This is a genomic window from uncultured Tenacibaculum sp. (genome assembly GCF_947502995.1).
Taxonomy (GTDB): Bacteria; Bacteroidota; Bacteroidia; order Flavobacteriales; family Flavobacteriaceae; genus Polaribacter.
In genome coordinates, this window is sequence record NZ_CANNBW010000023.1 from 12,496 (window position 1) to 25,087 (window position 12,592).

Consider the following 12,592-nt stretch of genomic DNA (forward strand, 5'->3'; position numbering starts at 1 on the left):
TTTAATTATAAAACAAGACTGTCTAAATGATTTTAGACAGTCTTGTTAGTTTTACTAAAACTCTATAACGATTACGTCTATTATCATTCCATTAGCACATCTAATGATAATAATGATAATTATCTTTTTCCCATGAATCGTTTTTCCTTCAAGTTTATAAACAGGCTCTCTTTCGAATCTATGCGGTACGTTAATCACATTACCATCTTCCATTCTATGCTCTGCTAAACCAACTCCTGAGAATTCATCTTTTACAATTCTGTAATCCAACAACTCTTCCTTTTTAAGATCAGATTTTTCTAAAAAATCTTCTAAAGTAGGTTCTTCTTGTACTCCTTTTGGATTCATTGGGTATTCATGAGCTTTAACAACTCCATACTTTTCATGATAATCCAATCTTAATTTCTCTTTAGTACCTTCTCGTTGCACTAAAACAGTTTCTACTTCTTCATTTATATCGTTGATCTCGTTTTTTTCACAAGATGTCATCATTAACGATACAATAAAAATGATTGCGATGCTTTTAAAAATTTTCATATTATTAATTTTAATCGGTTAATACACCACAAACTTAAAACACAATAAAGCACTAATTAACAATTATTTAACTATTTAAAAATCATATATCCTCCTTTTTTATGGGGAAAAATACTTTATTAAAAATATCATTTTTTCTATAAAATTTATTAATAAAAAAGCTCCTGAATACTCAAGAGCTTTTTTATTAATATTTAATTTTTTACTGTTTAAAAAGTCATAGGTACTTCAATAAACAATAATTCTGAAGTTGTATTTGCTTTAATTTTAAATGAAGTAGTTTCAGAAATCCCTACAGCATCTCTATCAGAAAATACTTGATCGCTGATACTTATTTCTCCTGAAATATTCATAACATAAACTCCATTATTTTCTGAAGATAATTCATAAATAAACTCATTATTTTCATCTAAATCTATTCTCGATAGTTTGGCATTTTGATGCACTTTTAAACCATCGAAATTATCGTCATCGATAGAACTGACCAAAACTTGAAGCTTATTCTTTCTATCTTCAACTTTAAAGTCCTTTTGATTATATCTTGGTGAAACTCCTTCTTGATTAGGAATAATCCAGATTTGAAATAAACTCAAATATTTATCAGTAGTACCGTTCATTTCAGAGTGATAAATACCTATTCCAGCAGACATAACTTGAACTTCATTAGGGTGTACATACAACCATTCGTTGGAAGTATTGTCTTTATGTTTTAGTACGCCACTTAATGGAATTGTAATAATCTCCATATTTTGATGTGGGTGTGTACTAAATCCCATACTTGGAGCAATTAAATCGTCATTTAAAACGCGTAATGCTCCAAAATTTGTTCTTTTAGGATCATAAAAATTCGCAAAACTAAAAGAGTAATTCGCTTGCAACCAACCATGATTTACAAATCCACGAGTATTTGCTGGAAACTTTTCTATTCGCATAATTATTTATCTTATTTTGTCTAATAAATCACTCAATAATTTAGCCTCGTTTTCAGTAAGCCGATCTAGAGGATTCAATGTATCTATTTCCTTATCTATTTCGGTTAACAATAATAAACCTTCATCTGAAATAGCCACATATACTTCTCTTCGATCTACTTCTCCTTTAGATCTATGAATTAAGTTTTTCTCAACCAACTTATCCATTAAACGAGTAGCATTAGGAGCTCTTTCTACCATTCGGTCTTTTACAACTTGAACTTTAATTTTATCTGCTGCTCCTCTCAAAATTCTAAGAATATTATACTGCTGTGGCGAAATACCATAAGATTTAAAAAACTCTACCTCTTTGCTATTAATCCAATTTGCTGTGTATTTAATATTGATAAAGGCTTTAAAACGATGGTTATCGAAAGTCGAATGAATATCCTTACTAATATCTCCCATCTCTTACAATGCTGACTCTAAATTTTTAACTGCTTCTGATAATTGATTTAATAAATCTGAATCTACAATTTTATCTTCTTTAAAATTGTCATTGAAAGAAGGTAAACTAAAGCTCCCTTTAATATCTGCTCCAAAATGAGGGAAACTATTTAAAGCTGTGTTTAATACAGTTGCGCCTCCTCTACCACCTGGAGAAGTTGCTAAAACTAAAACAGGCTTATTCTTAAAAACAGTTTTATCTTTTCTAGATACCCAATCTAAAAGATTTTTAAATGCCGCTGTGTAACTTCCATTATGCTCTGCTAATGAAATTATAATTGCATCACTTTCTGCTAATTCATTATTAAAATTTATTGCTGCTTCAGGGAATTCATTTTCCACTTCTACATCAATACTATATAATGGAAGTTCATAATCATTAAGATCTAAAACTTTAAACTCATTACTTTCTAATAAACTTGCTGCAAATGTTGCTAACTTCTTGTTTATTGAATTTTTACTATTACTTCCTGCAAAAGCTATTACTTTTCCCATCTTTTTTTATTGAAATTATATGAAATTAATACTAAAACGAAACCTATTGCTGCAGCCATTTGTTCTCCATCTTTAATCATTATATGTGCAAAAAACGCTAATAAAGTATTGAAGAAAAAACCAGCATAGGCCCATTCTTTTAAAGATCTATTATTTATGAACCAAATTGTAACTAAGCCTAAAAGTTTAGCTATTGCTAAAGGATAAATGATATAGGTAGGATATCCCATACTCTCAAATGCTTTTACAATATATTCATGATTAAAAAAATACATCCCAGCAGAAAACAACATTAACAATGTTAATAATCCTGTAGATGCATAAAAAATAATTTGATTTGTTTTCATTTTAAAAATTTTATATTACAAAGATATAAAATATTTTCCATGGAAAATAAATTTTGATATTTATTTCTTTTATGGTGTAATATGAAAAATTTATATATTTGCATAAGTACTTATATATTTAAATATATTAATATGGATGCTTTACAAGGGATTGGTGAAATTGGTATAGGTTCTCGACTAAAGAGATTAAGTGAATACATGATGAAAGATACTCAAGTGGTTTACGATCATTTTGGTTTTGACTTTGATCCGTATTTGTTTCCTACATTTAAAATTATTCTTCATAAAGAAGAAGTAACAAACACAGAAATCAATCAGAGCTTAAAAACCTCTCAGCCAGCAACTACACAAGTCATTAATAAACTTGATAAAAAAGGATTGATTGTCCTTAAAGAACATCCTAATGATAAACGTAAAAAGTTGATTGCGCTTTCTGAGAAAGGAAAAAAATTAGCAGAGCAAATTCAACCATTATGGAAAAGCATAGAGTACACTATTAAAGACTATACAAGAATTACATCAGACTCTTTAATTGAACATATTAATAAACTAGAAAAGAAATTTATTCAAAAAAAATTTAGTGATGCTATTATGGAACATTACATTGCAAACAACAAAAAACAACTAGAAATTATAAACTTCTCAGAGGAGTTTGCCTCTAGTTTTTACGATTTAAACATTGAATGGTTGCAGACTTATTTTTATGTAGAACCTTTCGATGAAGAAGTTTTAGGAAAACCAAAACAATATATTATTGATAAAGGTGGACATATATTCTTTGCAAAACTAAACGACGAAATTGTAGGAACTGTAGCATTAATGCCTCTTGATGAAAACGGAACTTTTGAGCTTACAAAAATGGCTGTTTCTCCTGAACATAGAGGTCATAAAATTGGGCAAAAATTAATTACAAAATGTATTGAATTTGCTAAGCAAGAACAATTCAATACACTTCTACTCTACTCAAATACTTTGTTAGAAAATGCTATATACATTTACAGAAAATATGGTTTTGTAGAAGTTCCTTTGGAAGCTAATTCGCCTTACAAGCGTAGCGATATAAAAATGGTATATAAAGGGCTTTAAATTACGATAACGCTTGCGTGATTTAATTTTAAAACTTTAAAAAATTAAGGTCTAAATCATACATTATAACTAGTTTTGCAGCCTGAAAAGCAAAATTTACAGGAATTATGTGGATGTATTTAGGCCTTTTAGCTGCCTTATTTTTAGGTTTACACAACTTATGCAAAAAACATGCAGTAAAAAACAATGAAGTCTATCCTGTATTACTGGGAACTTTAATTAGCGGACTTTTAATTTTACTACCTTTTTATATTGGAACTCATTTTTTTCCAGAAGCAACATTAAAAGCTGGTTTTCTAATTCAGGATATTCCTTTAGAAAAACATGGTTATATTTTTATAAAATCTATGATTATGTGTTCTTCATGGATTTTAGCTTATCAGGCACTTAAACATTTACCGTTAACTATTGTTGCTCCAATTCGATCTGGTGGACCATTTTTCACTTTTTTAGGAGCTATATTTTTATATCAAGAACGACCTAATTTATATCAATGGATTGGTTTTTTCCTAATAATTTTTTCTGTGTATTTATATTCTCAAGTAGGAAAAAAAGAAGGAATAATTTTTAAAAATAATAAATGGATTTATGCTATAATTGGCGCCACTTTTTTAGGAGCTTCTAGTGGATTATACGATAAGTTTTTAATTCAAAAAATTCATTTGAATCCGCAAACTTTACAATTCTGGTTCTGTTTTTATTGTATACTTATTCTCTTAATTATTTTAAGTATTATTTGGTTTCCGAAGATTGAGAAACGTAAGGCTTTTAAATGGCGTTGGTCGATTCCAGCTGTTGGAGTTTTATTACAAACTGCAGATTATTTTTATTTTAAAGCATTACAAGATCCTGAAGCTTTAATTATGTTGTTATCGGCTATTAAAAGAAGTCAATTAATTATTGCTGTAGTTTTGGGTGGAATTCTATTTAAAGAAAAGAATAAACGTAAGAAATTAATACCTTTGGCAGGAATTATGATTGGTGTCGCCTTGATTTTATATTCTAATTAAAATTTTACTTTAAGGTTTTATAAAACTCTTTCTTGTAATAATTCTCTTTCGCTTTTCTTTTGTAAAAGAGCTTTAGGATTTCATCCTTTTCCTCTTCTGAAAGTTTTATTTCTGGTGGATTAAATCTTGGAGGAACTCCTTTATCGATATTAGCTATAAAATTAATCACATAATCTGAAAGCATAGCTCCAGAACCTTCACAGCCGTACTGAGAAAACACAAATGTTAACGTGTCTTTTAATGATCGCTTAAATAGAGGATACTTTTTTACTTTTGGATTGCACATTAACCCTTCATAAGCAATGGCTTTTACAGTTCCGCTTGGATAATCTAATAAATTATACAACTCACTTGGTGTAGCATTTTTTAATATCCATTTTTGTCTAAAAAATTGTTGTGGTGTTCTTCCTGCATAACCTACTGTATTCCCTGTAATTGTTCCATAAGTATCTAACGCTATAATTGAATCTTTGATTTCATTTCTAATTCCTTTCCATTTAAAATTCCATTTTGGAGTATAATAAATAGAAAAAGAAAACATTAAACAAACAAATACAAAAGTTATAATTGGCAAAAAATGTATCATTTTTTGCCTAGGATACTTTCTTTTTTTCATGGCTAAACTTTAAAATTCTTAACCACAAAAAACATTCCATAAATAAATATAGTTTACAGTTATTTCTCAGTTAGAAAGTGTCTGTATAGAAATAATGCTACTAATGCAATTACTATGTAAAAGAAGTTTATCGGAGACATTTGATAAACATAAAAATAGAAACCGATAGCGAATAATTCGTACACTAAATGTATTCCATCATACAATTTAAATGAATTAATTGATACTTCTTTACACGTTCAGGAAAAGCTTTTCTTTTTACAACTAAAACATAATGTAATCCAGCTAATAAAATTGCAAGTAATATTACACCTATATCAAATATTTGGTTTCCTAAAAAGTTTACTTTAAAATCGAAATGTAAGACGATTAAAAAAATATTTACAGTATGTAAAATGAAGTGTGACATAATGCTAGCCACGAAGGTGGAATCAATTTTATATGTTCTAGATAATAATATCTGGTCGTTAATATTTTGGTGTATAAATTCATATGATGGTTAATTCAACTTTATAAGTATTCCATAAATTTTGGTTACTTAATAGATATTTTTCAAGTTTTTGTTTCTCTTTAATAGATTTAAAATCAATACTTATTTCAAAGTTTTGCTTATCTGTTTTTAAAACAATTTTATTAGCAAATAGATTTATAGAATCTAATTCAAAAAACTTTAACTCTATTATCTCTGAAGGGTGTTTAGTGATAAATATAAAATTACGTTCTCCTTTTTCACTATCAAAAATTCTCACACTCATTAAGGGTACATAAAAGAAAACTTTTAATGAAAACAACAAACAAAAAAGACAATTTACTAGGAATAACGTGTAACTCTTGTCTAAATAAAAAAATAATATTGATACTAAAAAAAGAATACTAAAGATAATTGTTTTGATCTTTTTCTCCTTAGCTTATTTACTAGTTTCAATCCAATGGACTTTATAATTATTATGTTGTTTACCTTTTAAAAAACTTTGATATACAAGATATTTTTTAACCAATAAGAAAATAAAAATGACTTGTATACATAGAATTATCCAAAAGATGGACATAAGTCCTGATGTTGAAATTATAGTTATCACTCCTAGAAAAGACACAAATAATAATGTCTGTAACAATATAGGTAAAAGTCTACATGACTCTACCATTTCATCGAGTATAGGAATTCTTTTTCTTTTCATCATTTTTTTAAATCCAGATAAAAAACAAATTGAATATTAATCTTTTTGTTTAGGTTTTAAAAATACTTAAACTTTCCATATTTCATAAAAAAACCATATTATTCAATTTAAATAATATGGTTTTTAATATTGTAGAATTTTAAAACAGACTCTATTCTGTTTTTAGTTCTTTTCCTAAAGCTTTTATGGAATCAATTTGCTTTTGTAATTTTTCTATTTGTAGTTTATTCTCTAGTTCATTCAGTTTTGTACTCATAGAATCTAATACCACTGACTTTTCTTTTTCGAAAAGTGTTGAGTTAATCTTAAAATAATCGTTAGATGTCTCACTTTCTTTCCATGCTTCTCCTAATTGTTCGAAAACATTTTCATCCCATTTACTTGGATGTTTTGCATCAATCCAAACTACATCTCTGTATTCACTATCAATTAACGCTAAATCTGGAGTTGCTGAACCATCGAAATTACTAGATTTATCACGAATTGCAGAGATTGTTCCTAAGAAAAACATACGTTTTCTTCCGGCAATATTTTTAATATATGGTCTAAATTCCACAGGTTTATTTACAGACCAATCAAACTCTTTTCTCGACTCAATAACTTTTAAAGGCATTGCTGAAACTCCTGCATATCCTTGTTTTTTTGCTGCATGATCGTAGTAATACAATTTATCTGTTCCATCGGCAGGAATGAACACACTAAAACTTAAACTTGTTCGCTCATCACCAACAGGTTCTAATCCAAACCAATGATATAATCCACTATACGCATCTAAACTAGTATCAGAAAAATCGAAATCTGTTACAAATGGTTGTTGATTTTGATCATCTTCTAAATCTGGAATTTTAACTGCTGTTTTCATATTCCATGGTAAAGGATCGCTAAATCCACCCAAGAATTTTAAAGATTCTGCTTGTAAACGAGAAACTTTTTCTGCTAAAGTATTTTGACGTGTTAAAAATGGATATTTCTTCATGTCTTTTGGAGCGACAAAAGTTCCTTTACCGAAGAAAATACGTTCTATATAATCATTAAAATCGTGTGCTCCATTTTCAATAATCATTACTCCACCAAAAGTTGGATAAGGAAAAAAGAAACCTTTCCACTTTATTAAACTCACTACTTGAACCCAAGCACCTTTATCATTTTTCATATAATAAGTATCACTTGGTTCCATCGTGAATAACTGAAAAATATTGAAACGTTGAACAACAGCATTGTATGTATTTCTACTAAACTTTAAAGATTCACCAATTGAAAAAGTAACTGGAATTCTGTTTTCACTAGAAAACCTAGGAAAAGGTGTTGTACTAGATACTGCAAAAACTTCTTCGGTATTATCGGTCATTCCTTGCCAAGCGTATTTCTCTGTAGGCTGAATTGCCATTGTCCATTTATTTACAGAATCTATACGAACTAAATGAGGTAATGACACATCTTTTGTTTCTCCTACCGACTCATTTGCCATAGAAAAAATATTCATTAAAGGCTGTATACGTTCGTTCTGAGTTAAAGGTAACTCACTGATTTCATATTTATTTAAATCGTTAAATACATTATATGCTTTAATATAATCATACATTTTGTATTGCCATCCAACGAAATATAATATTCCAAAAAACACAATCATTCCGAATAAAGAAACTATTCTACCTCCAGCTCCGGCTGTTCTTCGGAATTTTCTGATTCCTAAAAATAGTACGGTAAATGATAATAGAATTATAAAAATATATTTCCTAAGAAAAAGTAAAGCTGGCTGAAAATCGTCTCTTAATATAAATAAGGCTAATAAAATCACTAAAGTCCAAAATATGACAACGAACTTTTGTTTGCTTCCTTTATTCCAATATCTTTTGATCATTTTGTTAGATGTATTTGATTTTGATTTCGATTGAACTCGATCTCAAATTATATTATGTAGTACTAAATTTTAAACTTATTCTGTTTAAATTATAAATAACCTTTGTCTTTTAAACGCTCTCTAGCGCTTTTCTTTTCTTCTTTAGGTTCTTCTTCTTTTTTTACCTCTTCTTTAACTTCTTCTTTAGAGTCTGACTTTAAATCTTCGATAAAATCTTTTCCTTTTTCTATAGTATTTTGAACTAAATCTTCTAACGAATCTGAATGTTCATCAATCACTTCAGCTGATTTAAATACTCCACCTGCGACATAAGTTCCTATTAAAGTTCCTACGATCATAGAAGCGAAAGCAGATATTGTAGCAATGTCGATTGGTATTAAAAACCTTACTACTAGAATTCCTATTAAAAAAAGTACAGAAACAAAAACTAAACGTAATAAAAAAGGTTGTCCGTAAACAAATCCTTTAGTTTCAGTTGCTTTCATTTGTAATTCTTTTGAATTCATTAATTTATTAAAAAATCGATAAATTCCATTTCCTTTTGATTCTTTCCAATACCATACAATTCCGAATAAAATTGCAGCTACAAAAAGTATAATTTCTAGTGTTAACATATGCTGTTACAAGTTTAGCGTTTGAAATAAGTTATTATTAAAAAACTCTTATCATCAAACTTAGTTAATTATTTGTTCTTATGATGCAATGCTTCCTTGTAATTGAAACATTCCGGTTAATTTCATTCCTACATGCAATTCAGAGAATCGCATATTTTCTTTTGCCACGTACATATCAATAGTAAAAAAGTCTTTCACATCTTGATTTGTAATTAACCTAACATTCAATAAATAGCCTTTACTACTTTTATCATTTAAGAGATAACTCTCTTTAAAACTCTCTAATTCTCCTATAAAATCGAAACATCCATAGTTTGGTAGATCATTACTAGGCATATACATCGTAAAATCTTTACTATATTTTACTTCACTGTTTGAAGTATCATCATTATGAATATCTAGGACAAATACAATTCCACTTAAGTTAATATTGATCTTTTTTTGACTTAAATATATTGCTCTGTTTTCTGCATAATCTGTAGCGAAATACCATAGTCCAAAAGTATCTCTACCTCTTCCTGAAACAATAGCTTCAAGGTTATCTATATTTTCCCATTCAACAATTTCTTTTGTTTCAAAATCTAATTGATACTCTGTTTTTACTACTGGTAAAATCGTTTTAGGTTCACCTTTATGGGTTATTGCTTTAAAATTAACATCATCAAATTCTACTTCAGATATTGATAAATTATCTCTTTTTAATTTAGGTTCTTTCGTTAATGCAAAAGCGAAATATTCATGTAATATTTTACTTCCTTCTTCAGTTCTATATGTTTCAAAACCAAAAACACCTCCCCATGTATTACTTAAACTTAATGTATTTGCTTTTTTAACAATTATTCCTGATTCATTTTCAAAACTTGGTGCTGTAATTTCTATTCTATCTTCAAAATAATTTTTGCCTTCAAGTAGATTTGCTTTTAAAATATCATTATTCTCATTTACAGTAAATTCCGCAAATTTTCCATAATTAATTTTATCCTTATCAAAAACATAAGGTAAGCCAATTTTCCCTTTTTGATGATCATTAAAGTTGTATGTGATAGAAATTGCTTTTAACTCTTCGTCTGTGTTTGCAATAGTATGATTGTTATCGTTGTTAAATTGAGAATGATAAAAAATGGTATACGAAACTATTTTGTTTTGTTTTAACAACTGTTCAAAACGTTCTTCCATTTTTAGTATTGCCATATCAGCAGACAATACATAAGAATTATCATTTCCAACAGTATATAAGAAACCTACTATTTCTCCATCATTATTTTCATAAGCAGATATGGGCGCATAATTTCCTTGAAGTTGCATATTCATAAATAACTTTATATGCTCGCTATACTTTTGCATTGAAAGAAAAAAATCACTTTTCTCAACGTTATTTTCTTTTGATTCTTTTTTCGATGAATCGCTTTTTTTATTGCTTAAAAAATCAAATAATCCCATACCAATTTTGCTTTTTCTTTTCTTGAATTAAATACTATTTTTAATCGTTTGAATAACCCAATCTTTCATCGAATCGTTCCAATTTTTATATCGTTTGTAAAATTCTTCTTTATCGTACCAATACAAGAATAAAACGTCCTTTGGAGAAATACTTACCAATAATTTCCAAATTAAATCTTGTTCGCTTGGTTTTAATGATGAATGCGGACTATGTAATGCTACACGAACTTCTTCATCTATAATATCTTCAACTTTTACAAAAGTTCCTGAACTCTTCTTTTCTAAATATCGATCGACACTCATTACTTTTTTTCTAGCGCTAATATCAATCTTATTCAAATAGCTCTTAAATAACATTGGATCTTCTAAAATATCCTTTATTTCATGAGTTGTATTTTCTAAATGTTTTGAAAGTAAAAACTTTTTTACACGTTCATGTCTTCTTTTTGTGATTTCTGAATTTAAGTCAAATTCTATAATTAAATGTGACTGTAATTTTTCAATCAATTCATCGTGACCAATATGATACATTAATACATCGTGACTTGTATCTTTAATTGCTTCTTTATAAGCATCTATATCTTGAAATACTAAAATTGGAGATAAGAAACTTTTAATTACGAAGATTCCTCCAAATGCTTCAGTAAAAAAAGAATCAACATTAAATGTGATATCCTTAATATCAATCACTCGTTCTCTTAAATCACCATATGTATTAGCAGATTCTAATAATTTTTGATGAATTTCTTCATCGACAAAATTATTATCTCTTTTAAATAGTTCGATAAGCTCTAATTGTTCTTTTTGAGCTTGATCTAAATTATCTACCAAACGAAAACGAACAATAATGTCTTTGTACTTTAATACATCTAATGGTTCATAAAATACATCAATTCTTTGATCGAAATCAACACAAATTGCTGAATCTCTAGTTATGTTTTCTATATTCGTTTGATGTATTTTAAATACTTGTTTCATTAATTCTCTATCGAAAGAATGAAAGGGGTTATATACTGGTAATCCTTTTTGAAGCGGAGTGATTATGATACAATGCGGATTTGCTTCTCCATTATTTAAATAATGAATTTCTCCTTTTTCTTCTGCAACTTCAGGACTCCATCCTATCCCGTCAATAAAAAACGATTCTAATTTGGTTTCTGTAAAACCTAATTTTACCAAACATTTATTATAACGTTCTACTAGTTTACCACTTATTGGAATTAATTCTCCTTTATATAAATCTGCCTCTTTTAGTTTCTGCATTGGTTTTAAAAACAAATATTAGATTGATTCTAACAGAATATAGCATCAATTTTTTTATACTCTTTGTACAATTCAAATATAAAATTAATTATGGGGATTGTAGCAATTCTTCAGTTATTAGAAGCTATATATTAAAAATAGTTACATAAAATTAAAATGATTTCAATTATGCACCTTTTGAAAAACAAAAAAACAGGTATTATTTAAAGAAATTACTAATAAAAAATAAAGCAAGACTGTTTATAGATCTAACAGTCTTGCCCAATTTGAAAGCTCTGATTTATTATTAACAAAATACTTAAGTAATCCCCCAATTACAGTCTTGTTAAATAATTAACTTTAAACTTACATTAAACTATTCTTGACAAAATTTTATCTCTATTTCCCTATGAAACGAAAATTTGAAGAATAAAACTTCCTACTAATTTAGTAAAAAAACACTTTTTAAACAAAAAAATAACACAAAAACACTGAATTTAATCTATCATAACACGAAAAGTGTTTATGTGATGTAAGAAATATAATTTGTGTTAGTCGTCAATTAATTATATATCTAATTTAGCAACAGATAAAACATTATTCCCCCGAATATAATTGACAAATACTTACTACTTACTACCTTTGTCAAAAAAAAAGTAAGACTGTTTAGAATCTCTAAACAGTCTTATTTTCTTAATATTGCTACAAATACTATACACATCTACACAAAAACAACATAAAAGACTGA

The 12,592-nt window shown here is 27.9% G+C and carries 15 protein-coding genes; 3 read left to right on the forward strand and 12 right to left on the reverse strand.

Features of this window, described 5'->3' with window-relative positions; genetic code table 11:
- Positions 1–54: 54 nt before the first annotated feature.
- The 5 genes from Q1A46_RS17210 to Q1A46_RS17230 all read right to left on the reverse strand — a co-directional run bounded on the left by Q1A46_RS17210 (position 55) and on the right by Q1A46_RS17230 (position 2,797).
- Positions 55–537, reverse strand: coding sequence for a hypothetical protein (locus tag Q1A46_RS17210; RefSeq protein ID WP_299681803.1), 483 nt, complete (start codon positions 535–537; stop codon positions 55–57).
- 209 nt (positions 538–746) lie between these two features.
- Complete coding sequence (locus Q1A46_RS17215; RefSeq protein ID WP_299681806.1) at positions 747–1,469, reverse strand: pirin family protein; 723 nt, start codon at positions 1,467–1,469, stop codon at positions 747–749.
- 6 nt (positions 1,470–1,475) lie between these two features.
- Positions 1,476–1,916 carry a MarR family winged helix-turn-helix transcriptional regulator gene (locus tag Q1A46_RS17220; RefSeq protein WP_095070642.1) on the reverse strand — a complete coding sequence of 147 codons (441 nt, stop codon included), beginning with the start codon at positions 1,914–1,916 and terminating at the stop codon, positions 1,476–1,478.
- A gap of 3 nt (positions 1,917–1,919) precedes the next feature.
- On the reverse strand, positions 1,920–2,450 hold the full coding sequence (locus Q1A46_RS17225) for an NADPH-dependent FMN reductase (RefSeq protein WP_299681809.1): 531 nt from the start codon (positions 2,448–2,450) through the stop codon (positions 1,920–1,922).
- Positions 2,438–2,797 carry a DoxX family protein gene (locus Q1A46_RS17230; protein ID WP_299681813.1) on the reverse strand — a complete coding sequence of 120 codons (360 nt, stop codon included), beginning with the start codon at positions 2,795–2,797 and terminating at the stop codon, positions 2,438–2,440. Before Q1A46_RS17230 ends, Q1A46_RS17225 begins: the two co-directional genes overlap by 13 nt.
- A 132-nt stretch (positions 2,798–2,929) precedes the next feature.
- Between Q1A46_RS17230 and Q1A46_RS20945 the strand changes: the two genes are divergently transcribed.
- Positions 2,930–3,883, forward strand: coding sequence for a bifunctional helix-turn-helix transcriptional regulator/GNAT family N-acetyltransferase (locus Q1A46_RS20945; protein WP_162288555.1), 954 nt, complete (start codon positions 2,930–2,932; stop codon positions 3,881–3,883).
- Between the two features lie 107 nt (positions 3,884–3,990).
- On the forward strand, positions 3,991–4,893 hold the full coding sequence (locus tag Q1A46_RS17245) for a DMT family transporter (protein ID WP_299681816.1): 903 nt from the start codon (positions 3,991–3,993) through the stop codon (positions 4,891–4,893).
- Between the two features lie 4 nt (positions 4,894–4,897).
- Here the strand turns inward: Q1A46_RS17245 and Q1A46_RS17250 are convergent, their stop codons facing one another.
- The 3 genes from Q1A46_RS17250 to Q1A46_RS17260 form a co-directional block, all read right to left on the reverse strand.
- Positions 4,898–5,509 (reverse strand): hypothetical protein, encoded by a 612-nt coding sequence (locus tag Q1A46_RS17250; protein WP_299681819.1) that lies wholly within the window; start codon positions 5,507–5,509, stop codon positions 4,898–4,900.
- A gap of 184 nt (positions 5,510–5,693) precedes the next feature.
- Entirely contained in the window at positions 5,694–5,918 is a 225-nt protein-coding gene (locus Q1A46_RS17255) for a hypothetical protein (protein ID WP_299681822.1), read from the reverse strand.
- A 79-nt stretch (positions 5,919–5,997) separates the two neighbouring features.
- Positions 5,998–6,264, reverse strand: a complete 267-nt coding sequence (locus Q1A46_RS17260) for a hypothetical protein (protein ID WP_299681825.1) — start codon at positions 6,262–6,264, stop codon at positions 5,998–6,000.
- 286 nt (positions 6,265–6,550) lie between these two features.
- On the opposite strand from Q1A46_RS17260, the gene Q1A46_RS17265 reads away from it, so the two are divergent.
- Positions 6,551–6,727, forward strand: a complete 177-nt coding sequence (locus tag Q1A46_RS17265) for a hypothetical protein (protein ID WP_299681828.1) — start codon at positions 6,551–6,553, stop codon at positions 6,725–6,727.
- A 111-nt stretch (positions 6,728–6,838) separates the two neighbouring features.
- Here the strand turns inward: Q1A46_RS17265 and Q1A46_RS17270 are convergent, their stop codons facing one another.
- The 4 genes from Q1A46_RS17270 to Q1A46_RS17285 all read right to left on the reverse strand — a co-directional run bounded on the left by Q1A46_RS17270 (position 6,839) and on the right by Q1A46_RS17285 (position 11,865).
- Positions 6,839–8,548 (reverse strand): hypothetical protein, encoded by a 1,710-nt coding sequence (locus Q1A46_RS17270; protein WP_299681831.1) that lies wholly within the window; start codon positions 8,546–8,548, stop codon positions 6,839–6,841.
- An 89-nt stretch (positions 8,549–8,637) separates the two neighbouring features.
- Positions 8,638–9,162: a hypothetical protein gene (locus Q1A46_RS17275; RefSeq protein WP_299681834.1), complete on the reverse strand. Its 525-nt coding sequence runs from the start codon at positions 9,160–9,162 to the stop codon at positions 8,638–8,640.
- Between the two features lie 78 nt (positions 9,163–9,240).
- Positions 9,241–10,602 carry a hypothetical protein gene (locus Q1A46_RS17280; protein ID WP_299681837.1) on the reverse strand — a complete coding sequence of 454 codons (1,362 nt, stop codon included), beginning with the start codon at positions 10,600–10,602 and terminating at the stop codon, positions 9,241–9,243.
- Between the two features lie 27 nt (positions 10,603–10,629).
- Positions 10,630–11,865 (reverse strand): DUF6638 family protein, encoded by a 1,236-nt coding sequence (locus Q1A46_RS17285; RefSeq protein WP_299681840.1) that lies wholly within the window; start codon positions 11,863–11,865, stop codon positions 10,630–10,632.
- Between the last annotated feature and the right edge of the window lie 727 nt (positions 11,866–12,592).